The organism is Planococcus beigongshangi (assembly GCF_016820495.1).
Lineage (GTDB): Bacteria > Bacillota > Bacilli > Bacillales_A > Planococcaceae > Planococcus > Planococcus beigongshangi.
Genome location: NZ_JADHDU010000005.1, coordinates 137,153 through 163,223, shown reverse-complemented (window position 1 = coordinate 163,223; position 26,071 = coordinate 137,153). Strand labels below are relative to the sequence as shown.

Below are 26,071 nucleotides of genomic sequence, written 5' to 3'. Positions count from 1 at the left end.
TTTGATCTGCATGAGCTGATCAGTAATCTTTTGCTCCGATCGCCCATAGGCGACCCTCGCAAATTTGTTTGTCGCGCCAAGGCGCTCCAAACAAATTCATTGACGTTTTGCTGTTCAGTTTTCAAGGTTCAGTTTAAAATTAATTGCCGCGCTCATTGGCGACTTTATTAATATATCCTGTTTACGTTTCGAAGTCAATACTATTTCAAAATATTTTTTCGTTGCGTCTTAAGGACATGTATTAATATAAACCGTATCCCAAAAAAAATCAAGCAAAACTCTTAAAAAACATTTTCTTTATTTTTTTATAATCAATTATAAAGAATAGAAGCCCTATAATCACAATGCTTCCACCGACGATCTGGCTGATCTCCAAGTGCTCTCCGAGTATATAGAAAGCCAATATCGCCGCTCCTACAGGTTCAAATAGGATGGCTATGGAAATTACATTCGTACTCACCCACTTCAATGCCCAATTAAATAATGTGTGGCCAAATAAGTTCGGAATGAGTGCCAGAAGCAAAAACCACATCCATTCCTGAGCAGTATAAGGACCAAAAGATTCGCCCTTGATAATTATATAGAAGAATAATGTTATTGTACTCACACTATATACTACAAATGTATAAGTCATAAGAGATAAGCGTTTACGAACGTCTTGGCCGAATAGAAGATACGCCGTGATCAACGCACATGCTATCAAAGCTAAAATATCACCGAACAATGCTTGGCCACTTATTTTGAAATCACCATAAGCAATTACAATACTGCCTGTGATCGCAATTAAAGCTGAAACAACTGTTTTTAAAGATAATTTCTCTTTGAAAAAGAAATAAGTACCCGCGAATGCAAATAATGGCTGCAAGGTGACCAAGACAGTTGAACTGGCCACTGATGTATAATTTAATGATTCAAACCATAAAATAAAATGAAATGCTAAGAAAAAACCTGCTATGGCTGTAAACGTCCAGTCGCGTTTGCTTAACTTCTTCAATTCATGGGTATATTTCAGTAAGAACACCGGACTCATGATCAATATGGAAAACAGCATTCTGTAAAAAGCGGTTACACCTGAATCTGCTGTAGTCATTTTAACGAAGATTGCAGACATGGCCACAGAGATAACCCCGATTATAATTGGAATGTATGGATGGATAGCTGGTTTCTCCAAGATGGCACCTCATTTATATGTATTATGCATTACTGTTTAGTTTGCCATTTCATCTTAATAGAAGCAACCAGAAATATGGATTGGGGGAATTAGTATGGAATTCTTCAGTGCACTGCAGATTTCTTCAGTGGAAACATTCTTAAAGCTTTTGATTGCAGCGGCACTCAGTTTAGTGATCGGGTTGGAAAGGGAATTAAAACGAAAACCGGTAGGATTGAAAACAAGTGTCGTCATCTCTACATTCAGCTGCCTGCTAACAATCATTTCGATAGAGTCGGCATACATTGCACAAGGAAGCTCCTACGAAAATGTAAATATAACAATGGATCCTTTGCGTTTAGCGGCTCAAATTGTTTCCGGCATCGGTTTTCTTGGCGCCGGCGTTATTCTGAAGAGAGGCAATGATTCCATTTCGGGATTAACCACAGCTGCGATGATCTGGGGTGCTGGCGGAATCGGCATTGCTGTTGCAGCCGGCTTTTATCTTGAGGCCGCACTGGCAGTACTTATCGTTCTATTGTCCATAGAATTATTGCCGCCACTTATGACTAAGATCGGCCCTTCTCGCCTTCGCCAGGATGAAGCCGACTTGAAGATTTATATTATTGACCGGGAATCCATCAAGCCAGTGATGCTCGAGTTAAAGAAAACGGGATTCACTGTCGAAAATCTTTCCATAACACATCCAAAAAGTGAATCCAGCGATCAGGATGTATATCATGAGCTTGATATCAAAGTATCTTATCTTCAGGAAAAAGATATATTGGATCTGTATCAGGAAATCTACTCCATAAAAAATGTCGAACAGGTTGATATTAATATCACAAATTGAAAACTGCCTGAGCTGCGTGAGCTCAGGCAGTTTTATTATTTTGAAGCTTGAAGTATTTCACGGACGTCCTGCCCGTTCAGTTTATTGAAATTACCGAACTCTCCGTACACCAAAGTCTTCTCGATGATCGAATCAAAATTGGCGTCGTCAATCTTGTAATCTTCAAGACGGGACGGTGCACCCAAAGAGGTCCAGAATGCCGAAAGACGATCGATCCCTTCCAATGCAACCTCTTCGTCAGACTTGCCTTCGGAGTCGACTCCGAAAACACGGGCCGCCATCTGAGCAAAACGTGCGGGATTCACTTTCACATTATGGCGCATCCAATGCGGGAACAGGATCGCAAGACCACCGGCATGCGGAATATCATAGACCGCGGAAACAGCATGCTCGATATTATGAGTCGCCCAGTCTCCGTTGTAACCCATCTGCAGGAAGTTGTTCAGCCCCATAGTCCCTGCGAATAAAATCGTTTCCCTATGCTCATAGCTTTGCAGGTCTTCCATCAGCTTCGGTGCCGTTTCGATCACTGCGCGCAGAACACCTTCGATCATCTGATCTTGAACCGGTGTATTGGTCGCATTATGGAAATATTGTTCGAACATATGGGACATCATATCGACAATCCCGTAAACCGTTTGATCTTCCGGCACTGTCATTGTATATGTAGCATCCAAAATCGAGAACTTTGGAAATGACAATGGGCTCCCCCAACCGAATTTCTCCTGCGTCTCTTCATTCGTGATGACAGAGCCGGCATTCATTTCTGACCCGGTTGCAGCCAGCGTCAAAACAGTTCCGAACGGCAGCGCTTCTGTCGGCTGCGCTTTACGGGAAACGAAATCCCAAGCATCACCATCATACTTAGCACCGGATGCAATGAGTTTAGTACAGTCAATTACAGATCCTCCGCCAACTGCCAGCAAAACATCGATATTTTCTTTTTTGCAGATTTCAATCCCTTTTTTAGCTGTGGATAAGCGCGGGTTGGGTTCTACACCTGCAAGTTCGAATACTTCAAGTCCCGCTTGTGACAATGTCTCCATCACTTCATCGTAAAGGCCATTTCTCTTAATGCTTCCCCCACCGTATACAACAAGAACCTTTTTACCGTATTTAGGAAGTTCTGTTTTAATGGCTTCTATTTGGCCCTTTCCGAAAATCAATTTAACCGGATTGTAAAATGCGAATTTATTCATTAATAGATCAGCCTCCTCTTCTTCAACTATTATGGAGTTTTCTTTTTTTAATTGCAAAAATTTGAATCAGAAAAACCGCCCGGAAATTGGAATCCGGACGGTTTAAAGGTTGAATTATACCCAACCGCGGAAGCGAGCGGCTTCAGCAGTTCTGCGGGCACCTACCATATAAGCGGCAAGGCGCATATCGATATTGCGCGTTGAGGCAACATTATAGATATTTTCAAATGCATCAACTAATTTTTTGTTAAGTTTTTCATCGACTTCTTCCTGAGTCCAGTAATAGCCCTGGTTGTTCTGTACCCATTCAAAATAGGAAACAGTAACTCCACCGGCACTGGCAAGAACATCAGGCACCAATAGGATTCCACGTTCAGTCAGAATTTTCGTAGCTTCAGCTGTAGTTGGTCCATTAGCAGCTTCGACTACGATCGAGGCCTTGATATTAGGGGCGTTTTCAGCTGTAATCTGGTTTGAGATGGCAGCTGGAACGATAATATCGCAATCCAGTTCGAAAAGCTCTTTGTTGGTGATTGTGTTGTCGAAAAGATTCGTAACTGTACCGAAACTGTCACGGCGGTCAAGAAGATAATCGATATCCAAACCGTTTGGATCGTGCAACGCTCCGTATGCATCAGAAATCCCGACTACTTTTGCGCCAGCATCATGAAGGAATTTGGCAAGGAAACTTCCGGCATTACCGAATCCTTGAATGACAACACGGGCACCCTGCATATCAAGTCCGCGTTTTTTGGCTGCTTCATTGATAACGATTGTTACACCCTGGGCAGTCGCTTTATCGCGGCCTTGTGAACCTCCGAGCACAATCGGTTTCCCTGTAATGAAACCAGGTGAATTGAACTCATCGATTTTGCTGTATTCATCGAACATCCAGGCCATGATCTGAGAATTCGTAAAGACGTCCGGAGCTGGAATATCTTTGTTCGGTCCAACTATCTGACTGATGGCACGGACATAGCCGCGGCTCAACTTTTCAATTTCGTGCATCGACATTTCACGCGGGTCACAGATGATCCCGCCTTTACCGCCACCATATGGAAGATCGACAATCCCGCATTTCAGCGTCATCCACATTGAAAGTGCAATAACTTCATCGCGGTTGACATCCGGGTGGAAACGGACGCCACCCTTAGTCGGTCCTACGGCGTCGTTATGCTGTGCACGAAATCCAGTAAACACCTTTGTAACCCCATCATCCATACGAACCGGAATACGGACTTCCATCATTCGCATAGGTTCTTTCAGTAGTTCGTACATCGATTCTTCGTATCCAAGTTTCTCCAAAGCAGTTTTAATAACTTCCTGCGTTGACGTCAACAAGTTCAAGTTTTCAGCCATTTTATCAGTTCGCCTCTTTGTATTTTAGTAATTACTCCGCATACAGTGTAACACAATTCCGAGTTGCTTTGCCAGACAGATATTATTTAGCGAATACTTTCCGGATCCGCTCCAGAGCCCAGTCAAGATCCTCTTTGGCAATAATAAGCGGAGGGGCAAAACGAATGACTGTATCATGCGTCTCTTTGCACAATAAACCAAGTTCCTTCAATTCTTCACAATACGGTCGGGCAGCTTCAGTCAATTCCATTCCGATGAATAGTCCGCGACCGCGAACTTCTTTAATGGAAGGATGTGAGATTCCTCTCAGACGGGACATGAAATACTCTCCCAGTTCCTGAGAACGGTCTGCCAATTTCTCCTCCTGCAGGACTTTCATCGAAGCAAGGGATACGGCACACGCAAGCGGATTTCCGCCGAATGTCGAACCATGTGATCCTGGATTGAAAACGCCAAGAACTTCACTGTCTGCCACCACACACGAAATCGGGAATACCCCGCCTCCAAGCGCTTTTCCAAGAATATACATGTCCGGATCGACATCTTCCCATTCACATGCAAACATTTTACCTGTACGGCCAAGACCGGCCTGAATTTCGTCTGCAATAAACAGGACGTTATTTTCACGGCAAAGTTCTCTTGCCGCTTTCAGGAACCCTTCAGGTGGAATGATGATCCCTGCTTCACCTTGGATCGGTTCAATGAGAAATGCGGCTGTATTAGGTGTAATCGCATTTTTCAATGCTTCCAAATCACCGAAAGGAACAATGTTGATGCCCGGGAGCATCGGTCCGAAACCTTTGCGGTAATCCGGATCTGATGACAATGAAACAGCTGTCATCGTACGGCCATGGAAGTTCCCTTCACAGGCGATGATTTCCGCTTTATTTTCTTCAACGCCTTTTACATCATATGCCCAGCGGCGTGCGGCTTTAATGGCTGTTTCGACCGCTTCTGCTCCGGTGTTCATCGGCAGAGCCATCTCTTTACCTGAAATTTCACAGATCATTTCATACCACGGGGCAAGCTGATCATTATGGAATGCACGTGATGTAAGTGTCACCCGGTCCGCCTGGTCTTTCAGCGCCTGGATGATCTTCGGATGTCTGTGGCCCTGGTTGACAGCTGAATACGCTGACAGCATATCCATGAATTTATTGCCTTCCGGATCTTTTACCCAAACACCTTCCGCTTCAGAGATGACAATCGGCAGCGGATGATAGTTCGGTGCACCGTATTTTTCCGTTTGCTGGATGATTTCCTGAGTTTTTGTCATTTGACTTCCTCCTTTTAAAAAAAGGCAGACCATGCAGTCCGCCTTTTTTTGTGATATGTGGATCCTTTAATGCTGATTAAAACATTTCAGATGTTGTTTTTGCTTGCATATGAAGAGCGATGTAATCCGGTCCGCCCGCTTTTGAGTCGGTACCGGACATATTGAATCCGCCGAATGACTGATAACCTACGATTGCGCCTGTGCATCCGCGGTTGAAGTAAAGGTTTCCTACGTGGAATTCTTTACGAGCGTATTCAAGGTGCTCACGGTTGTTCGTGATGACTCCGCCAGTCAAACCGTATTCTGTATTGTTCGCAATCGCGATCGCTTCTTTGAAGTCTTTCGCTTTCATCAAGCCGACAACCGGCCCGAAGATTTCTTCCTGCATGATGCGAGCTTTCGGATCAAGGTCAGCGAATACAGTCGGGTTCACGAAGAAACCTTTCGAATCGTCGCCGTCTCCACCGGCTACCAGACGGCCTTCGCCTTTGCCGATTTCGATGTAATCCATGATTTTCTGATAAGAGTTGCCGTCGATGACCGGCCCCATGTAATTGTTCTGCTCAGTCGGGTCACCGATCGTCAATTCTTTCGTCAATTCGATTACGCGCTCAAGTACTTCGTCATAAACGTCTTCTACGATAACCGCACGGGATCCTGCAGAACATTTCTGTCCACTGAAGCCGAATGCCGATTTGACGATCGATTGTGCTGCCAGTTCAAGATCCCCTTCTTTATCAACGACCATTGTGTTCTTGCCGCCCATTTCAGCAATCAGGCGCTTCATCCAGATCTGGCCTTCATTCACTTTGGCAGAACGTTCTGCAATGCGAAGTCCGACTTCCTTAGAACCTGTGAATGAAATGAAGCGTGTATTCGGGTGATCCACGAGGTAGTCGCCCACTTCAGAACCTGGTCCTGGAATGTAATTGACTACGCCAGCCGGCATGCCCGCTTCTTCAAGCACTTCGATGAATTTATAAGCCACTACCGGAGTAGTTGAAGCCGGTTTCAACAGGACCGTGTTCCCTGCCACCATCGCAGCAACAGTCGTGCCTGCCATGATCGCGAATGCAAAGTTCCAAGGTGAAATGACCACGCCTACACCCAACGGGATGTAATCATAGCGGTTGTATTCGCCTGGACGGCTTTCCATCGGCATGCCGTCTTTCATCTTGATCATCTGGCGTCCGTAATATTCCAGGAAATCAATTGCTTCAGCTGTGTCTGCATCCGCTTCATTCCACGGCTTGCCCGCTTCTTTCGTCAGCAATGCCGAAAATTCATGCTTGCGGCGGCGAATGATCGCAGCAGCTTTGAATAATACATCTGCGCGAACTTCAGGTTTTACTTTTTTCCATGTCTTAAAAGCTTCATCAGCGCTTTGCATCGCTTTTTCAGCCAATTCTTTATTGGATTTTGAAACGCGGCCGATCAGTTCTTCTTTATTGGCCGGGTTGAATGAAACGATTTTATCTTCAGTCGTAACTCGCTCTCCGCCAATGATCAATGGGTAGTCCTCGCCAAGGTATGCCTCGACGGTTTTCAGGCCTTCCAAGTAATCGTTGCGGTTTTTGTCGATCGAGAAATCTGTAAATGGTTCATGTTTGTAGGGAATCATAGATAAATCCTCCTTGATATCTGTTATAGCGCAAAAAAAATTTGCACTTTTAAAGCGTTTCCATCTATAATAATGCAAAAGATCTCTGCATAATTCAAGTGTTTTCGTTTAAAATATCAAATAATTTTAGAGGTGACTAATGTGAAGCAGACGGAGTTGGATCTGACCCCCTTCTATAAATTCGCTTCAGAGCATGCGGCAGTAGGTCTGCACGCTGTCGATCTCAAAGGGAAAACCATTTTATACAATAAAAAAATGAAAGCTATCGAAGGCTTTGACTTCGAGGAATTGGTGGATCGTTCATTGCTTGAGATGTTCCGGTTCGGCCAGGAAGAAAGCACTTTGCTGAAAGTTTTACAGCATGGGTCTCCTGTGCTGAATGCGAAACAGACTTACTGGAACCATAAAGGCCAGGAAATCACGACAATCAATGATACTTACCCCGTTTACGAAGGCGGCCAGCTGATCGGCGCCATCGAACTGGCGCGTGATGTTACGACGCTGGAGAAAGCTGTTTACCAGCCGCTGAAAAAATACGATGAACCTATCACCTTCTCAAGCATCACTGCCGTTTCCCCGAGCATGAAGAAAGTGATTGCGACTGCTGAAAAAGCGGCATTGGCAAAGCTGCCGGTTTTGCTTGTCGGAGAGTCCGGCACCGGTAAAGAACTGATTGCAGAAGCCATTCACCGTGCGCAAAATAATGCTTCGGAAGAAATGTCCGTTCTTTTTTCACACAGCACCACGAGTGAAGCGATCACCCAATTATCGGAAGAACTGAGAGGAAAATCCGTCGGCACTGTCTATTGTGAACGGATTGATATGCTGTCGATGCCCCTGCAGTCGAAATTGCTGGAAATGGTCGAGGAACATTCGGGAAGCGATATCTATTTCATCGCAAGTGTCGGTGAAGATCCGGTGGAGCTGATTTCGGAGAATAAGCTCATGAAGGAACTCTATTACTTCTTCTCTGCCATGGCGATCCCGATTCAGCCGATCAGAAGAAGGAAAGAAGATATCAAGCCGTTTATCGAAGATTACTTTTCAAGACACCGGATGAAATTCGGCTCCATGGTAAAATGGATGGATGATGTAGTTGAAAATATGCTGCTCACTTATGACTGGCCAGGCAATCTGAAAGAGCTCGAACTGCTCCTGGATGAAATCACTTCCATGCTGACGACCGAAGAAACGATCGGCGTTGATCTTTTGCCGTATCATTTTAAGTTGAAGACAGAAAAAGCGGGCACCGTTAAGCCGGAAGATTTTATCGTTCATTCCAATAAAGGGATGCTGCCACTGGAAGAATATCTTTTCGAAGCTGAGATTTATTATCTGCAAAAAGCGATGGATCTGCATAACGGCAATGTAACGAAAGCGGCTGCTGCGCTCGGCATGAGCCGGCAGAATCTGCAGTACCGATTACGGAAAATAAAAAAAAATGAAGCACAGACGTGATGTCTGTGCTTCATTTTTTGGTTTCAGCAGCTCCAGAGCCTGATCGGCGTTGGCGCTTTTCTATTGTCCAGACTCCGGCGACCCAGCTCTTCGGGTCATAAGCCAGCCTAACTGCGCGGTCAGGACCGCTACGTTATTTTGTCTTATGCCTTTCAGAGCTTGACGGGTGCCGTCGCTTTTCTAGTGTCCAGACTCCAACTGGCCAACTCCTCGGACTTAAGCTGCCCTTCCTGCGCGGCCGAAAAGACGCCGCTTCGGAAGTTCATCTTAAGCCTGTCGGAGCTGAACGGCCGTTGTCGCTTTTCTTACTTACTGGCCTGAACGCTTGATCCACTCTTGCATTTTGTCTTTCAGTGAGTTGAATCCTTCAGAATCATTTTCATTTACATGTGACTGAAGAGATTGTTTCGGTTTTTCAGTGCGCTGAGCTGCTGGTGGCTGCTCCTGCAACGCACGGATTGAAAGGCTGATTTTTTTAGATTTTTCATCAACTTCCAAAACTTTAACGTCAACTTCCTGTCCAACTGACAAATATTCGCTGACTTCTTTCACGTAACCGTGAGTGATTTCTGAGATGTGGACCAAGCCTTGAGTCTGCTCATCAAGTGCTACGAAAGCTCCGTACGGCTGGATTCCTGTTACTTTACCTGATACTGTGTCGCCTGTTTGATATGTTTTTGTCATGTTCTACCCGCTCCTAGTCTTATCTATATTATCCTATACACCTATTGGCATCTGTATATTATAGCACAGATTAGCGGGATACGTAAAATTAATAGCCGAACATATTGCCTATCCTCCAGGTTTCCCCTACTTTTTCCATTGGCAGGTAATGGCTTTGTTCCATCGTTTCGACATTTTTGAAAATATCCACACTGCCTGTCAGCCCTAGCATAGCAAGGTTATACGTATCCGCTCTGAAGGATATCCCTTCCATCTGCGAATAAACAGGAAACTGTCCGGACATCCAATTGTTTTTAAATTCCTCATCATCTGTCGGGGCACCGTCCTCGTTGACCAGCGACCGCATCGTATGGACATCTTCTTTTTCCAGGGCCAGCAGGAAGATACCAGCTGTTTCAGCTGGAGATGCAGACTGCAATGAATCCAATTCACCTGTCTGCGTGAATTCATTGTATAGATTTTTTACGTTCTGGTCGTACTCGGCAAAATCATCTGTGCTGGTATGGAGTTCGTCGATGTTATGCTGGATTTTCCATATCTGGTCCCGTTCGGTGATCATCATGAAGGGTTGGGTGTTATAGTAATTATCCATTTCACCCAGTTTAGTGCCCATCACCATCGTCAGAACTTTTCTGCCTTGGCGCTGGAAGTTCCCTGCATAAACTTCCAATACACGATATTCCTCGGTAAGATCTGGACGTTTTTCCCAGTTCATCAGGTAATCTTCCAGGGAAGGACGCATCCGATCATCTGCAGTGAGATGCCACATCATTTCACCGTCTTCGATCCGGTTGGCATAATAATAAAGCTTTATGATATCCAGCGGCTTGATCCCTGACAGGACCGCTTCATCGTATCCTTTGGAAAATTCTTCATAAAGAGGTTGAACATCACTGTAATCATAATCTTCCACTATAAATACATCATTACTGACTTGTACGTCAGCATTCGGCAATTTTGCAGCAAGTTCCCCGTTCTTCTCCATTTCGACGGCATCCAAAATCGTAGGCAAAGCCAATTTATCGAAATGGGCGGACTCTGTCCAGCCACTTTCCTCAAACTCTTCCAAAATAGGCAGCATGACATATGTGAGCGGATTGATGTCCAGCTGCAGCATGCTTTCCCAAACCATCCGATGCTCCTGATTGACGGCACCATTGCTGTCAAAGATTTCAAAATCCGTTCCGCCTTTCACCATCGCAAAGAAAACATTTGCCAGCTCAGGTTCCACTATACTTTGCAACGCCGGATCAGCTGTTGGTTCAATCAGGAACGAAGCCATTGTCATGATGGAATAGCCCAGTTGCTCGACCGGCCAAAGCAGGCCGGTTTCATCGTAATAAGGGGCAGTCCGAAGAATTTCCAGGTAATAACTTGATTGGAAGTCGGAATTGAACGGATGAACTGCATAAAAAGGATTGATGTCCCGTATCACCCGAAAACGGTTTTCATTTGGGTGCACTGAATACTCCAGCGTCATTTCCCTGAGAGAAGCTGTCAGGTTCTCAATAGCTTCCGGTTGATTTTCCCGGCTGTACATCAGCTTCTCATAAGCTGCTGGGTCATTCATATCCGCTGCTGGCAACTCATCTTTATATTCTTCGAGCAGCGAATCAGCGATGGTCATCAACTGATCCGTTTTATCCGTATAGATCAAAAGGAATCTACCCACTTCTGCAGAAAGCAGCGTGTCTTCTCCTTTTACCGCATCAAGCATGCCTTTCGGCGTCTCGATATTCAGCATCAGGATATCGACCTGCTCCTGCATCCGTTCCGGATCGTCCCGCAATTGTTTGGTGTTCTGGCGGCTGAACGTACGCTCCTTTAGGGCATCCGCTTTTTTGACATATTCCAGCTGCTCGAAGACGTCTGAAGAAATGCCGAGCCGCTCAGGAGCCGATTCCCGGATTTCTTCATATTCCGCTTCCCAGTTTTTGACCATCCCTCTCGTCACCGTTGTCGGGTCCTCTTCTTCAGCGGCTGACTGCCGGTCATTTTCCGGCTGTTCGTTGAACAGGAACGATGTACCGACGACCGCAGCAAGAAACAGGCTTGCCCCTGCCAGGACAGTGATCGTCCGCCGTTTCACGGGCGTTTTTTCTCTCTTTTCTGTTGCAGGAGCAGGTGCAATCATTTGAACTTCTTCTATTAATAAATCATCTTCTTCCGGGACCGTGATGCGATTATAGGATTTCCCCAACAAATCCATGCGTGCCTGCACATCTGCCGGAGATGCCAAATCCAGCTCGCCACGGAGCAAGATCATTGCATCTTCAACGGCGGTTTCGATGAGTTCTTCCGGTTTATTCAGAATGACTGCGGTTTCAGCGATGGGCTTGCCATGAAACTTGTTTAGGATGACGGCAAGTTTATCCCCGAAATCCAGCTTTTGCAACGCCCTATGTGTTTCCCGGTCTTCTTCGAATTTGATGCTGCCGTCTTCAGCTTCAGCACTTGGTGCATCTTCATCATTTTGAAGAACGCGGATCGTTGCTGCCATCACTGTATTTTCAGCGTTGCTGTCATCGATCGCTTCCAGTTTGTTGCTGATCGCAAGCAGCGTCTCATGTTGGAATTTGCCGAATCGTTCTATAGGTAAGCCGGCCTGATAGGCAAGCCGGAAAATCGTCGGTTTATATTGGCGGACCCAGTCTCCCAGCGCTTGGCTGTCTCCGGATCTCGCTTTATCCAATAAATCATCGTCTCTCATTACAAAATCCCCTTTAAAATTGAAATATTCAATCTCTTCCTTTATATGTTTATTATACGCTACCAAATCAATGAAGTTTCATCTTTCTCTATTTTTTTGCAAGTTGCTCGTGTAGAATTAAAAAATCTACTTAAAACAGGAGTGAGGACAATGGAGAAACGTGAGCAATGGGCATCAAAGCTTGGCTTTATCCTGGCGGCGGCGGGAAGCGCCATCGGGTTGGGTGCAATATGGAAATTCCCTTATGAAACAGGGGCAAATGGGGGCAGTGTCTTTATTCTTTTATTCATCATCAGTACTGTTTTCATCGGTTTGCCGATCCTGCTTGCGGAATTCGTGATCGGACGCCGCGGACAGGCCGATGCGGTCACAGGCCTTAAGAGGCAGGCACCGGGGAAACCCTGGTTCCTTATCGGTTGGTCAGGATTCTTCTTTTCATTTCTGATCCTGTCATTCTATAGTGTAGTCGGCGGCTGGATTCTGTCCTATCTGGTAAGGGCGATTTTCTTCCAGCTTTCCGGCTACAGCGACACCGGATTCAATAACCTGTTCACTGATATTATCGCAAATCCGCTTGAAGTGCTGATTGCTCAGGCGGCATTTATGCTGCTGACGGTCTGGATCGTACACGGCGGCATCAAGTCAGGGATTGAACGAGCCAGCAAAATCATGATGCCCGCCTTGCTGATTTTCTTTGTCATCCTGATGGTGCGTTCACTGACTCTGGACGGTGCGATGGAAGGCGTCCGGTTCATGTTCGTGCCGGACTGGGATTTCTTCACATTCGAAACGGCACTTACTGCGCTTGGCCAGGCCTTCTTTTCCCTTAGTGTCGGTGTAGCAGGGATGATCACCTATGCATCCTATCTGCCGAAGACTGAAAACCTTGGCCGTTCTGCAGTAAGCGTCGTGTCGCTGAATATCATCATTTCCATCATGGCGGGGCTGATCATCTTCCCTGCTGTCTTCGCACTTGATTATTTGCCGAATGAAGGACCTGGGCTTGTGTTCATCATCCTGCCGGCGATTTTCAATGAGATGTTCATGGGCCAGTTCCTGATCATCCTGTTTTTCATCCTGCTGCTGTTTGCCACATTGACTTCTTCGATCTCCATGCTGGAAATTACAGTGTCGATTGCAGTGAAGGATAAATATAATCGCCGCGGCAGACTTTCCTGGCTGCTCGGCCTGGCAATTTTCATCGTCGGGATTCCAAGTGCCCTGTCTTACGGAGTCTTCTCGGATGCCATTTTCTTCGGCTATACATTCTTTGACTTCATCGACATCCTGACCAGCAAAATAGGCTTGCCGATGGGCGCCCTGTTCATCTCGCTATTTGCCGGGTACGTGTTGACGAAAAAAGATGCGCATGCCGAAATGTCGGAACAGAAATTGCTTGTGGATATCTGGCGCGTGCTGCTCCGTTATGTAGCACCGGCTGCAATCATCATCGTCTTCATCCAGGGGATCATCGAAGTATTCTAATAAATGTTCAAAAACTGACATAATTCGGATAAACGCAGCGCCATGATTTATGGTATGGTTTATTTAGAAGAAACTACCATCTATCAAAGGAGTGTTGGATATGCGGAAAGATTTACACGCCCAACTAAAGTTTCTGCGTGAAGAACGCAATCTTTCATTGGATGATCTTGCTTTAAAAACCAGAGTAGGAGCAGCCCGGTTGCACGCATATGAAACAGGAGAAGAAATCCCTTCTGTGCAGACGATCATGAAGCTTTCAAATGCACTTGAAGTTCCTGCATCCAATCTGCTGGACGGAATGGAAACAGTAGGACAATAAATACCAAAAAAGAGTTTCCGGTGAAAAAACCGGAAACTCTTTTTTTATATGATGGATTTCGCTTCAAATTTCAACGCCAATAATTTATATGAGACTTCCACACATTTTTCCAGTGGAATCCATTGCGTGAAAGAGCTTTTGTAGATTCTTTGAATCTGTTTCGCCAGGCTGCTCGGATCGTCCAGCAGCTCCAATTGTGCCAATACTCCTGTGATTTCGATCTCATAATGGCCGCTGCCTACAGAAAATGGATCCCATTCATCCATTATGTATGCAGCTTGGCGATTCATTTCACCGGTTCCCATAAGTTTTCCACCTAACATTCTCTTGTGCTAAAGGCTATAATATCATAGAAACCAAAAAAGAAAAGAGGAGATTGTGTTGAGTTTATTCAAAGAGGTTCATGAACGAAGAAAAACCCGCTCAGTCAAATGGGATCTGATGGAGATGCTCTATGAGCTGGAAGATGCATCTGATGTATTGCCGCTCTGGGTAGCGGACATGGATTTCCCTGCTCCTCCGCCTGTTACTGCAGCTTTGAAAAAGCGGCTGGAGCACCCGATACTGGGCTATACGTATATAGATGAAGACGTTAAAAAAGCGATAGCCGGCTGGCAAGCCAGACGCAATGACTGGCACATCGAAGAACAGGAAATCATTTTTCAATCCGGTGTCATACCTGCAATGGCTGCAATTTTACAGGTCTTCACCAATCCAGGTGATGCAATCGTCGTCACTCCACCGGTCTATCCGCCATTCTTTTCAATTCCCCAGAACCAGGGAAGAAAAGTCCTGTTCAGTGAATTGATCGAAAACGACGGTGATTATACGCTCGATTTTGCAGATCTGGAAGATAAATTCTCTAAAGCCACTTTCTTTATCTTCTGCCATCCCCATAACCCGGGAGGAAGAGTATGGAAAGAAGAAGAAATGAAAGAAATACTGCGGCTGGCTGAAAAGCATGATGTGCTGATCATTTCGGATGAGATCCATTCCGATCTGGTATTAAAACCGCATAAGCATATACCGCTGGCCAAACTGGCAGGCAAACAGGCACACCGTATCTTCACTTGCATCGCACCGACAAAAACCTTTAACCTGGCAGGCATCCAGGCATCCATGATGGTCGTCAGCGATCCGAAAAAACGGCTGCGCCTTGAAAACCATGCGGCTGCACACGGGACGGGCATGATGAATGCGTTTGCTCCGGTCGCTTTAAAAGCGGCATATGAAGAAGGAGATGCCTGGCTCGACGAGTTATTGGATGTCCTTTCGTCCAATATGGATTATGTCATCGACAATCTGGGTGCTGAACTGCCGGCGATCAAAGTTCATAAACCACAGTCGACTTATCTGATGTGGCTCGATTGCCGCGGGCTTGGGCTTGAAGAGAAAGAATTGATGGAGAAATTGCTGCATGACGGGAAAGTCGCTTTGGAGCCGGGAACGAAATACGGCGAATCAGGCAATGGCTTTGTGCGCATGAACGTTGCGTGCCCGCGCCCCTTCCTGGAAGATGCCGTAGCCCGGATCATCAAAGCGCTCGGATGAGAAAATCAATTAATTATATAGAAGAAAAAGGAAGATCCGCAATGGATCTTCCTTTTTAGGCTCTAGTGAACTATTATCTGCTTCAATCATTCCGTTTCAGCTGGACGCTTTTCGGGTGGCGGTGAATGGAGCCTCCTCCTGCGCTTCGCACCGTGTGGGGTCTCCATTTACCGCTGATCACCCAGAAAAGATTTGACCGCAGGGAGTNGGCGGTGAATGGAGCCTCCTCCTGCGCTTCGCACCGTGTGGGGTCTCCATTTACCGCTGATCACCCAGAAAAGATTTGACCGCAGGGAGTGAGGGCAAGTCTTTGCGACGAAGCAGCGCAGCAATGCAGGAGCACATCTTTGCCCTTCGCCAGCTGCTACTCCATTCTGATTCTATTAGAAAATAAAAAAATTGCTTTCAACGCAAACATCACTTAATTTTTTCTGTATAAAAAGCAGTACTGAGTTATGTAGCCAATAGCCGATACTCCGTGGTAAGCAGGCGAATACCGAGTGGAGCAATAAAACGAGTGATCCACTCGGCTTATTGTGGAAACCAAGGTGCATTAAAAGTTGATGGCGTCGGCTTTGCGACGAGCGAAGCGGTGGAGCACAATCCTTGTACTGTCCAAAGCGACGAAGCTAAATATGACTGTCCTTTCTTCATTTCAATTTAAATAGAAGAAAAAGGAAGATCCGCCACGGATCTTCCTTTTTCCTGTTCATTTCTATTCCTGGATAATATCGATGGATTCGATGATTACATCTTCCACCGGGCGGTCTGCCTCGCCTACTTCGACTTCAGCGATGGCATCGACGATATCCATTCCTTCGACTACATGGCCGAAAACGGTATGTTTGCCGTCAAGCCAAGGAGTCCCTCCATTTTCCGCATATTCTTCACGGACTTGTTCGGGGACCTCTTCCCCTGGCATCCCTTCAGGCGGAAGTTCAGGCAATTGGACGATGAAGAATTGGCTGCCATTTGTTCCAGGACCTGCGTTGGCCATCGATAACGCACCGCGGAAATTATAGAGGTGATCGGAGAATTCGTCTTCGAACGCTTCACCGTATATGCTTTCGCCGCCGCGGCCAGTGCCTTCAGGATCTCCTCCCTGAATCATGAAATCCCGGATTACACGGTGGAATACAACCCCGTCGTAATAGCCGTCTTTTGCATGAGTCAAGAAGTTTTCCACTGTTTTAGGCGCAAGCTCCGGGAACAATTTTATCTGGATCGTCCCCATCGATGTGTTCATATCGACCAGTGCTTCATTTTCCGCCACTTCCGTCGACAATTGCGGGAAATCGGCAGCTGTTTCAGAGCCGGTAGCCGTTTCCTGCTCTGCCGGTGTATCCTGTTCAGTTATTGAATCTTCTGTTTCCGTATCGCCGCACGCAGCCAACAAGGCTGTCGCCAATAAAATCGGCATCCATAATTTTTTCATGTCGCATTCACCCCGCTTTATTTTAGCATATTAATATTTGGAATTCATCGGTAATTTGTCTTTCTTTCTTCGTGTATCGAAATAATATATAATAGAAACAGATGCACGTTTCAGAAAGAAGGTATCGGTTATGGATGTGCAAAAAAGAAATTTCATCATCATCATGGCCACAAACTTCCTGGTAGCAGGAAGCACCACAATGATCATGCCCTTTTTATCCCTTTATATCGATTCACTCGGCAACTATACGGATGAATATGTCCAGCGCTGGGCAGGACTGGTTTTCGGCGTCACATTCGTCGCCGCCCTGTTCATGTCTCCGATTTGGGGCAGGATAGCGGATCGGTACGGCTATAAGCCCATTTTGATCATCAACGGCTTCGGCATCGCGATCAGCATCTATTTGATGGGGACTGCGGGCTCCGTCCATGAGCTCTTTATGATCCGCCTCTTCATGGGGGTCGTCACAGGCTTCATCCCCACATCACTGGCATTTGTCAGTTCACAGACACCGAAAGAAACCGCAGGAAGAACACTTGGCACCTTGCAGATGGGCAGTGTCTCCGGCACCCTGTTTGGACCAGTGATCGGCGGGTTGATGGCCGACTCATTCGGCTTCGATTATACATTCCTGATCACGGCGGTTGTTATCGGCATCGCCGCGTCACTCGTTGCGTTCGGTATTAAGGAAATGAAAAAGGTTTCCAATAAAGATGCCCATGTCTATGCGCGGAAAACGATTATTCAGGGGATTCTTCATCACCGGCTGCTGATCAACGTCATGATCATCACCTCACTGATCCAAATCGGGAACTTCAGCATCCAGCCGCTGCTGTCCCTGTATGTCGCCGAATTATCACCCGACAGTTCACAGGTTGCATTTCTTGCAGGGGTTACGTTCAGTGCAGCCGGAGTCGGCAACCTGCTGTTTGCCCGCCGGTGGGGACGGCTCGGTGATTCCATCGGCTACGAAAAAGTACTCGGCTTCCTTCTGCTCCTGTCTTTCCTCTTCGTCGTGCCCCAGGCCTTCGTAACGGAACTCTGGCAATTGATGATCCTGCGGCTGCTGTTCGGTATCGCAGTCGGCGGAATGATTCCGACCACCACAGCATTGATGCGCCGGGAAGCGCCGATTGAAATCCAAGGTGAAGTCATGGGCTATAATACGAGTTTCCGTTTCCTCGGCAACATCGTCGGGCCGGTATTCGGAGGAATTGTCAGCGGTTTTATCGGGATTTCGTCCGTTTTCATCGTCACTGGCCTGCTGTTCGTAATGGCATTCACGTTTTTAAGATTCACGCTCAAGAAGCCCGAGCAGGATTTCGAAGATGTGCTGTTGGAGCAAGAGATGAAATCGATGTAATAAATCCCTGAATCAATTCGTCATTTAACAGAGGATTCCACTTTGGAATCCTCTTTTTTCGTTTCAAGGACGTTTCCAAAGAAAAATTATATTCTTTTCAAAACAGTTTCTTCCTATCTTAATAGTCCCGGAAATATGTGGCGAATTCAGTTCAATCAACAGCCCAACAATGCAAAGTGTCTTGAATTACGTTATAATTTTTTTAGCAACCCATCATGTTTATTCACGGAAGGAGGATTCTTTTGTCACTCGTATTATTAATTTTTCTGCCCATAATCGCAGCCTTCTTTATTCCGCTGCTTTACAAAAAACTCGGTCAGATCCATACGGGCTGGTTTGTTTTGCTGCTTCCAGCAGCCCTATTCATCTATTATTCTACTTTGCTTCCCTCAATTGCAGATGGTGGCAGCCGAATCTCTGAATTGCAATGGATTCCTTCGCTCGATATCGCATTCATCGCATATATCGACGGGTTAAGTCTGTTGTTCTCCTTGCTTATCACAGGCATCGGAGCTTTGGTTGTCCTGTATTCCATCTTCTATCTGGATAAGCACCGCGAACAATTACATAATTTCTATGTTTATCTTCTAATGTTCATGACTGCGATGCTGGGAGTTGTTCAATCGGATCATTTGATCTCCCTTTACCTGTTCTGGGAATTGACCTCCATTTCATCATTCCTGCTGATCGGCTACTGGTATACACGCGACCGTTCGAGATTCGGCGCGTTGAAGTCGATGATGATCACCGTTTTTGGCGGATTGATGATGCTCGGAGGTTTTGTGCTGCTCGGAATTATGGGCGGTACTTATTCCATTCGCGAATTGATTGCACAGGCACCTGAACTTGCCGGACACGATTTCTTTGTCTGGGCGCTGATTTTGATCCTTCTTGGCGCATTTACAAAATCGGCACAATTTCCATTCTACATCTGGCTTCCGGATGCAATGGAGGCGCCGACTCCCGTCTCGGCTTATCTGCACTCTGCGACGATGGTTAAAGCAGGGCTCTATCTGGTGGCACGGTTCACTCCAATTTTTGCGGTATCCAGTACATGGGTATGGCTTGTCACCGGCATCGGATTGTTCACGATGGTCTGGGCCTCATTCTGGGCTTTAAAGCAAAAGGACCTGAAAGGGATCCTCGCTTACTCGACCGTCTCTCAACTCGGCTTGATCATGTCGCTGCTCGGGGCTTCGGCGGCGGCATTCCATGTTGAAGATGTAATCGGAACCTATTTCGTTTATGCAGGATTTGCAGCCATCTTCCATCTGATCAACCATGCTGTTTTCAAAGGCAGCCTGTTCATGGTGGCTGGCATCATTGACCACGAAACCGGGACTCGTGACATCCGGAAACTCGGCGGACTGATGAGCCTGATGCCGATCAGTTTCACCATCGCCATGATCGGGGCATTCTCAATGGCAGGGCTTCCCCCGTTCGGCGGATTCCTGAGCAAGGAAATGTTCCTGACGGCCATGGTCACCTTAACCGATTTCAATCTGTTCCAGTTCGATACATGGGGTATTCTATTCCCGGTGATTGCCTGGATCGGTTCGGTATTTACATTCATTTACAGCTTCTATTTCGTATTCCATACATTTGCCGGTAAACATAAGCCGGAAGAATTGCCGAAGAAGGCACATGAAGCGCCGATCGGTATGCTACTGTCCCCTGCTTTCCTGGCAATTCTTGTCTTGATTATTTTCATCATCCCGAATGTCGTGGGTGACTGGCTCGTCAAACCTGCTGTAGCTGCGATCCAGCCGTTCATCTACAGTTCACCGCAGGAAGTTCCGGTGAATGTAGGCTATTGGCACGGCGCCAACACGGAATTCTTCATGACGCTCGGCATTTTCGCCGTCGGGTTCCTGATGTTCTGGACGCTGCGCAAATGGCAGAAGAGCTACGACCTCTATCCGGACGGCCTCACACTGAACCGTCTGTATGATAATTTGATGTTCCTGAGCGATGCAGGAGCAAACCGCTTCTCCAGACTTTATATGACCGGATTCATGCGTTCATATCTGGTCTATATGTTCAGTTTCGTCGTAATAATCGTTTTGGGTACATTTGTATTGAACGATGCATTTGCAATCGATATGAATAACCTGGCACCAGTCGGTCTATACGAAATTGTCATCATGCTGGTGCTGGTCGGGTCGACTTTGACGATCCTGTTTTCAAAATCACGCCTGACCGCCATCATCGCACTCGGTGCGGTGGGTTATACTGTCGCCTTGTTCTTTGTTATTTTCCGTGCGCCTGACCTTGCATTGACCCAATTGGTCATCGAGACCATTTCAGTCGCCCTATTCCTGCTAGCATTCTATTACTTGCCGCAGATCAGCAGGAAGGAAGAAAGAATGCGTTTCCGTTTAGGCAACGCTGTAATCGCCCTTGGCGTCGGGGTGACAATGACGCTTGTGGCACTAGCTGCCCATTCCGGCAAAGCCATCCCTTCAATATCCGAGTTCTATAAGGAGACTGTTTATACGGAAGCAGGCGGCGGTAATATCGTCAACGTCATTCTCGTCGACTATCGCGGCTTTGATACGCTTTTTGAAATTGCTGTTCTCGGAATCGCTGGAATCGGCATCATCACATTGATCAAGCTGCGGCTGACAAAAAAGGAGGGGCAGCATGAAAACAAATGATGTAATGCTTAAAACCGCTACAAAAGTTGTGACGTTCATCATCCTGATGTTCGCTGTCCACATCTTCTTCGCGGGACATTATACGCCGGGCGGCGGATTCATCGGCGGATTGCTGACAACCAGCGCCATCGTATTATTGATGCTGGCTTTCGGAATTGATACGGTGAAGAAGATCCTGCCGATCAATTATGTTGTTTTGTCTGCGGTCGGATTGCTGATAGCCATCGCTACAGCTTCGGCATCCATCGTATTTGACGTACCCTTCTTTACACATGCTTATGATTATTTCGATTTGCCGCTGTTCGGTGAAACTTCCCTGCATTCAGCTCTGCTGTTTGATGTAGGAGTCTATTTGGTTGTTGTCGGCGTTACGATGACCATTATTCAAACGATTGGAGAGGATGAATAATGGAAATTATCATGTCGGTTGTCATCGGCTTTTTATTCATGGCAGCTGTTTATCTTATGCTTTCGAAAAGTTTGATACGCATCATCATTGGTACTGGCCTGCTCAGCCACGGCGCACATTTGCTGCTGTTGACGATGGGCGGACTTGGTGGAAGCGCGCCTCCGGTCGTTGCCGAGGGCGTGGCAGTTTCGGATTACGCAGATCCCCTGCCACAAGCTTTGATCCTGACAGCAATTGTCATTTCATTTGCTGTTACATCTTTTTTTCTCGTTGTCGCATACCGGGCATATCAGGAACTCGGCACAGACAATATGGAATTATTGAAAGGAACTGAAGACCATGAGTAACTTATTATTGTTTCCGATCTTAATTCCCCTGATAGTTGCAACGGTTCTGATGCTGTTCCCGAATAAGATAAAAATGCAACGGATGATTGCACTGATCGGAACAATTGCCACACTGGCAGCTTCGTTTTTCCTGATATATAAAGTGTTCAATGATGGCATCCAAGTGGTTACGCTCGGCAGCTGGCCGGCACCGTTCGGCATTTCGATGGTGTCCGACCTATTTTCTGCCCTGCTGGTGGCCACCACATCTTTGATCGTGCTGTTTGTCATCCTATACAGCTTCCCAACAATCGGCCTGAAGCGTGAACAATCATTCTATTATCCGGCCGTATTGTTCCTGATGACCGGTGTAAACGGTGCATTCACGACTGGCGACATATTCAACTTATTCGTTTTTGTCGAAGTTCTGCTGATGGCTTCCTATATGTTGATATCCCACGGGGGCCAGCGCCAACAGCTTCGTGAATCCATAAAATACCTGCTGGTCAATATCATTTCATCCGCTCTATTCGTAGCGTCTGTCGCACTTCTCTATTCAGTGACCGGGACGCTGAACATGGCAGATCTTGCGGTTAAAATACCGCAGATTGAAGACACGGGCCTATTGACGGTTATTGCTGTGATGTTCCTGGTCGTATTCGGTTTTAAAGCAGCGATTTTTCCTCTGTATTTCTGGCTGCCAGGTTCGTACCACGCACCTCCAATGCCTATACTGGCCTTGTTCGGTGCTTTGCTTACGAAAGTCGGAGTATATGCCATCATGCGTACATACACGCTGTTCTTTACTATGAATATCGGTTTCACCCATGAGTTATTGGCTATAATCGCGATCCTGACCATACTGGCAGGATGTGTAGGCGCCCTTGCATACTTTGACGTCAAGAAAATCATCATTTACAACATCATCATTGCCGTCGGCGTCATTCTGTTCGGGGTCTCCCAGATGAACGAAGCCGGTGTGACCGGTTCGATTTTGTATCTGATCCATGACATGATGATCAAAGCGGCATTATTCTTCCTTGTCGGAATTGTCGCCGTCATTTTCGGTACATCGAACCTCCGTCAAATGGGCGGGCTGATGAAAACATATCCGCTTCTTGGATGGACTTATCTTGTAGCGGCATTCGGCATTGCCGGCATCCCGCCGCTAAGCGGGTTCCCTGGCAAACTGCTCATTGTCCAAGGCGGATTCGAAGGCCCTCAGTTCTGGGGAAGCATCGTCATCCTTGCGACAAGCCTCATTGTGCTATTAAGCGCGGTCCGCATATTCATCTATGCTTTCTGGGGTGAACCCGTTGAAACAAAACCACTTAAAAAATCAGCATACCGGGCTATGCTGATTCCTTCGATTATTCTGGTTGCCATAACAGTAGTATTCGGAGTCGGTGCGGAACTCTTCATGCCATTCATAATGGATGCCACTGAAGTGCTGCTGAATCCATCGCTTTATATCGAAGCGGTATTGAAGGAGTAGATGACAATGTCTTCACAAATCCTATTGAATTTCTTCCTGGCATTCATCTGGATGTTCATGACCGTTTCCTTTACTCCTGCAGGATTCGCCATCGGCTTTCTCGTGGGCTTGGCCATCATCATCCTGATGCGCCGGTTTTTTTCAGGAAGATTGTATCTTACCCGGGTCTGGGCGGTTCTGTCGTTGACGGCCCTGTTCCTGAAGGAATTGGTCTTATCAAGTGTTCAGGTCCTACGGATTGTCCTTCGGCCGAGAATGGATATCAAGCCTGCAATATTTGAAATGGAAACAGAGTTGAAGCGGGATTGGGAAATCACCCTGCTTGCAAGTTTAATCACTTTGACCCCAGGCACACTCGTCGTCGGAATCTCCGATGATCAAACCAGACTTTATATCCATGCATTAGACTTCAAGGATATAGATGAGGCTGTGTCTTCGATAAAAAATACATTTGAACGTGCCATATCGGAGGTGAGCCGGCCATGATGATGTTTTATTGGATTGCGCTGGCAATAGTCAGCCTCGCATTCGCAGGCTTGCTGTTCCGGCTGATTAAAGGGCCTACCGTTGCCGATCGGGTAGTGGCACTGGATGCTATTGGCATCAGCCTTGTGTCGATAGTCGCTCTTCTTTCATTGATCAGCGAAACTGAGTTCTTCCTTGAAATCATTTTGCTGCTGAGTATCCTTTCCTTCATAGGTACAGCAGCCTTTGCTAAATTCATCGAGAGAGGAGAGATTTTCGATCGTGACGACAATCGTTAATATCCTCATTATCGTTCTAATCAGCACAGGTGTCCTTTTCAGTGCCGTTACAGCCCTTGGGCTTGTGAGGCTGCCTGATGTCTATACCCGGACGCATGCTGCTTCAAAAAGTTCTACACTGGGTGTTTTGGCCATATTATTTGGAACCTTCCTTCACTTCTGGCTGGTTGAAGGCATATTCAACACACAAATGGTCATCGCAATCGTCTTCCTGTTCATAACTGCTCCTGTCGGAGGTCATCTGATCGGCCGCGCTGCCTATATTTCAGGCATTAAAGTCGCAGATGAAACAGTTCGTGACGATTTGGGACCTGCCGTGAAGAAAAAGAAAAAAAGATTCGCATCAAAAAAACCTGCAGACGAATAAGACTGCAGGTTTTTTCTATATTCTTTCTTTATTTTTCTTCAGATAAACTTTCCACCATCATCGCCAACGTTCTGACCATGGCACCAGTACCACCTTTTGGACCAAGATCATACGGCGCAGAAGTAAACGAAGTTCCTGCAATATCCAAGTGGATCCACGGCGTGTTCTCGACGAATTCACCGACGAAACCTCCGCCGAAAATCATATGGCCGTCGCGTCCCGGTGAGTTGTTAAGGTCCGCGACATCGCTTTTGCGAAGACGTTTTTTATCATTCTCTGTCAGCGGCAGGCGCCAGACAAATTCCCCGGTCTCTGCAGATGCTTCCAGAAATTCCTCAAAAAATGCTTCATCATTTGTCAATGCCCCCGTTTTATCCATACCTAGAGCGACGATGACGCCGCCAGTCAGCGTTGCCACATCAATAATGCGCGTTGCACCAAGCTGTTTGGCATAAGTGACGGAATCCGCAAGCACCAGACGCCCCTCGGCATCCGTGTTCAAGATCTCGATTGTCTTGCCGCTGAGTGAGGTTATGACATCATCCGGTTTGAACGCGTTGCCTGAAACCATGTTATCCGTCGATGCAATCACAGCAATGACGTTTTTCGCAGGTTTCATCTCACCGATGATTTTCATCGCGCCAAGGACTGCCGCAGCTCCTCCCATATCGCCTTTCATGCCGACAATGCCGTCTTTCGGCTTCAGTGAATAACCGCCTGTATCGAAAGTGATCCCTTTTCCGACAAGTGCCAGTGGATCTTCAAATCCTTCCGTCGCTTTGTATTTCATGACAATCAGACGCGGCTCTTCAACCGATCCCTGATTGACCGCCAGAATCGCGCCCATACCAAGCTCTTCCATTTGCGCTTTGTCGAGGATGTCCATCTCAAAGCCGTATTCTTTGCCCATCTCTGCCGCATAGTCAGCCAGCGCCGTCGCCGTCAGGATATTGCCCGGCATATTGACCAATGTACGGGCTTCGTTTACAGCATCTGCGAAGATGCCTCCGATTTTAGCAGCAGCTTCAATATCACCTTCGGTTTCATCACTCAAAAGTTCAAGATGCTCTAAACGGATATCCGCTTCATTCGATGAAGTTTTATAATCGTCAAAGCTGTAGAGCCCCATGCCAATGCCTTCTGCCGCAAGATAAGCCGCATCTTCCGCACTGATTTGCTCATTCTGGAACGACTCAAGATAGATTGCAGCGTGCTTGACCTTCTTCTTCGCCAATTCCTTCCCTGCCAATCCGAAAGCTGAACGCAAATCCTCTTCGTCCGTTTTTTTGCGGTCGTCCATGCCGATGAACATGACGCGCGGAATATCGCCTGACAGGCTCGGGTATGTAATGATCGCTTTCTTATCGAAAGACAAATCGTTTTTCGTCCATTCCTGCAATTTGCCGTCAAAACGCTGAGAGAATTCTTCCCATCCTTTCGTATTTTCAGGATGGCGCGTAAGGCCGACGATCAAGATTTCTGCGTTGCTCGACTGTCCATTGCTCTGTATTGAAATATTCATAAGTCTCCTCCTCTAAATAGGTTCTTTTTCAGTTTAGCATGTAATTCAGAGACATAGTAGTTCGACAG

General features: G+C 46.6%; 23 protein-coding genes. 13 read left to right on the top strand and 10 right to left on the bottom strand.

Annotated elements, in window-relative coordinates:
* Positions 1-268: 268 nt before the first annotated feature.
* Positions 269-1,171 (bottom strand): DMT family transporter, encoded by a 903-nt coding sequence (locus IQ294_RS12675; RefSeq protein WP_203334420.1) that lies wholly within the window; start codon positions 1,169-1,171, stop codon positions 269-271.
* A 94-nt stretch (positions 1,172-1,265) separates the two neighbouring features.
* Between IQ294_RS12675 and IQ294_RS12670 the strand changes: the two genes are divergently transcribed.
* Positions 1,266-2,003: an MgtC/SapB family protein gene (locus tag IQ294_RS12670; protein WP_203334419.1), complete on the top strand. Its 738-nt coding sequence runs from the start codon at positions 1,266-1,268 to the stop codon at positions 2,001-2,003.
* Positions 2,004-2,038: 35 nt separating this feature from the next.
* Here the strand turns inward: IQ294_RS12670 and IQ294_RS12665 are convergent, their stop codons facing one another.
* The 4 genes from IQ294_RS12665 to pruA all read right to left on the bottom strand — a co-directional run bounded on the left by IQ294_RS12665 (position 2,039) and on the right by pruA (position 7,458).
* A complete protein-coding gene (locus IQ294_RS12665) occupies positions 2,039-3,202 on the bottom strand; it encodes an iron-containing alcohol dehydrogenase (RefSeq protein ID WP_203334418.1) in 1,164 nt (387 codons plus the stop codon).
* Positions 3,203-3,316: 114 nt separating this feature from the next.
* Positions 3,317-4,561: a Glu/Leu/Phe/Val family dehydrogenase gene (locus tag IQ294_RS12660; RefSeq protein WP_203334417.1), complete on the bottom strand. Its 1,245-nt coding sequence runs from the start codon at positions 4,559-4,561 to the stop codon at positions 3,317-3,319.
* An 82-nt stretch (positions 4,562-4,643) separates the two neighbouring features.
* Positions 4,644-5,837, bottom strand: coding sequence for an ornithine--oxo-acid transaminase (locus tag IQ294_RS12655; protein WP_203334416.1), 1,194 nt, complete (start codon positions 5,835-5,837; stop codon positions 4,644-4,646).
* A gap of 76 nt (positions 5,838-5,913) precedes the next feature.
* Positions 5,914-7,458, bottom strand: a complete 1,545-nt coding sequence (gene pruA / locus IQ294_RS12650) for an L-glutamate gamma-semialdehyde dehydrogenase (RefSeq protein ID WP_203334415.1) — start codon at positions 7,456-7,458, stop codon at positions 5,914-5,916.
* A gap of 141 nt (positions 7,459-7,599) precedes the next feature.
* Between pruA and IQ294_RS12645 the strand changes: the two genes are divergently transcribed.
* Positions 7,600-8,916, top strand: coding sequence for a sigma 54-interacting transcriptional regulator (locus IQ294_RS12645; protein WP_203334414.1), 1,317 nt, complete (start codon positions 7,600-7,602; stop codon positions 8,914-8,916).
* 309 nt (positions 8,917-9,225) lie between these two features.
* On the opposite strand, the gene yugI is transcribed toward IQ294_RS12645, so the two are convergent.
* Positions 9,226-9,600: a S1 domain-containing post-transcriptional regulator GSP13 gene (gene yugI / locus IQ294_RS12640; protein WP_112224402.1), complete on the bottom strand. Its 375-nt coding sequence runs from the start codon at positions 9,598-9,600 to the stop codon at positions 9,226-9,228.
* A gap of 88 nt (positions 9,601-9,688) precedes the next feature.
* Positions 9,689-12,310, bottom strand: coding sequence for an RNA polymerase sigma factor (locus tag IQ294_RS12635; RefSeq protein ID WP_203334413.1), 2,622 nt, complete (start codon positions 12,308-12,310; stop codon positions 9,689-9,691).
* Between the two features lie 150 nt (positions 12,311-12,460).
* Between IQ294_RS12635 and IQ294_RS12630 the strand changes: the two genes are divergently transcribed.
* Positions 12,461-13,795 (top strand): sodium-dependent transporter, encoded by a 1,335-nt coding sequence (locus IQ294_RS12630; RefSeq protein WP_203334412.1) that lies wholly within the window; start codon positions 12,461-12,463, stop codon positions 13,793-13,795.
* Between the two features lie 100 nt (positions 13,796-13,895).
* On the top strand, positions 13,896-14,114 hold the full coding sequence (locus IQ294_RS12625) for a helix-turn-helix domain-containing protein (RefSeq protein WP_203334411.1): 219 nt from the start codon (positions 13,896-13,898) through the stop codon (positions 14,112-14,114).
* A gap of 44 nt (positions 14,115-14,158) precedes the next feature.
* On the opposite strand, the gene IQ294_RS12620 is transcribed toward IQ294_RS12625, so the two are convergent.
* Positions 14,159-14,419, bottom strand: coding sequence for a DUF1871 family protein (locus tag IQ294_RS12620; RefSeq protein WP_203334410.1), 261 nt, complete (start codon positions 14,417-14,419; stop codon positions 14,159-14,161).
* Between the two features lie 76 nt (positions 14,420-14,495).
* Here IQ294_RS12620 and IQ294_RS12615 point away from each other — a divergent pair, with 76 nt between their 5' ends.
* The gene (locus IQ294_RS12615; RefSeq protein ID WP_203334409.1) at positions 14,496-15,665 is read left to right on the top strand and encodes a MalY/PatB family protein; all 1,170 of its coding nucleotides are present in this window, start codon (positions 14,496-14,498) and stop codon (positions 15,663-15,665) included.
* A gap of 715 nt (positions 15,666-16,380) precedes the next feature.
* On the opposite strand, the gene IQ294_RS12610 is transcribed toward IQ294_RS12615, so the two are convergent.
* Entirely contained in the window at positions 16,381-16,911 is a 531-nt protein-coding gene (locus IQ294_RS12610) for a peptidylprolyl isomerase (protein WP_238942826.1), read from the bottom strand.
* Between the two features lie 319 nt (positions 16,912-17,230).
* Between IQ294_RS12610 and IQ294_RS12605 the strand changes: the two genes are divergently transcribed.
* The 8 genes from IQ294_RS12605 (at position 17,231) to mnhG (ending at position 24,481) form a co-directional block, all read left to right on the top strand.
* Complete coding sequence (locus IQ294_RS12605; protein ID WP_203334407.1) at positions 17,231-18,463, top strand: MFS transporter; 1,233 nt, start codon at positions 17,231-17,233, stop codon at positions 18,461-18,463.
* A 242-nt stretch (positions 18,464-18,705) separates the two neighbouring features.
* Positions 18,706-21,120, top strand: a complete 2,415-nt coding sequence (locus tag IQ294_RS12600) for a Na+/H+ antiporter subunit A (RefSeq protein WP_203334406.1) — start codon at positions 18,706-18,708, stop codon at positions 21,118-21,120.
* Positions 21,107-21,529, top strand: a complete 423-nt coding sequence (locus tag IQ294_RS12595; protein ID WP_203334405.1) for a Na(+)/H(+) antiporter subunit B — start codon at positions 21,107-21,109, stop codon at positions 21,527-21,529. The genes IQ294_RS12600 and IQ294_RS12595 overlap by 14 nt, the downstream gene beginning before the upstream one ends.
* A complete protein-coding gene (locus IQ294_RS12590; protein ID WP_203334404.1) occupies positions 21,529-21,876 on the top strand; it encodes a Na(+)/H(+) antiporter subunit C in 348 nt (115 codons plus the stop codon). Before IQ294_RS12595 ends, IQ294_RS12590 begins: the two co-directional genes overlap by 1 nt.
* Entirely contained in the window at positions 21,869-23,350 is a 1,482-nt protein-coding gene (locus IQ294_RS12585) for a Na+/H+ antiporter subunit D (protein WP_203334403.1), read from the top strand. The genes IQ294_RS12590 and IQ294_RS12585 overlap by 8 nt, the downstream gene beginning before the upstream one ends.
* A gap of 6 nt (positions 23,351-23,356) precedes the next feature.
* Positions 23,357-23,836: a Na+/H+ antiporter subunit E gene (locus IQ294_RS12580; protein WP_203334402.1), complete on the top strand. Its 480-nt coding sequence runs from the start codon at positions 23,357-23,359 to the stop codon at positions 23,834-23,836.
* Positions 23,833-24,114, top strand: a complete 282-nt coding sequence (locus IQ294_RS12575) for a Na(+)/H(+) antiporter subunit F1 (RefSeq protein ID WP_203334401.1) — start codon at positions 23,833-23,835, stop codon at positions 24,112-24,114. The genes IQ294_RS12580 and IQ294_RS12575 overlap by 4 nt, the downstream gene beginning before the upstream one ends.
* Positions 24,098-24,481, top strand: a complete 384-nt coding sequence (mnhG, locus tag IQ294_RS12570) for a monovalent cation/H(+) antiporter subunit G (protein WP_203334400.1) — start codon at positions 24,098-24,100, stop codon at positions 24,479-24,481. The genes IQ294_RS12575 and mnhG overlap by 17 nt, the downstream gene beginning before the upstream one ends.
* A gap of 28 nt (positions 24,482-24,509) precedes the next feature.
* On the opposite strand, the gene IQ294_RS12565 is transcribed toward mnhG, so the two are convergent.
* On the bottom strand, positions 24,510-26,003 hold the full coding sequence (locus tag IQ294_RS12565; protein WP_203334399.1) for a leucyl aminopeptidase: 1,494 nt from the start codon (positions 26,001-26,003) through the stop codon (positions 24,510-24,512).
* Positions 26,004-26,071 lie beyond the last annotated feature (68 nt).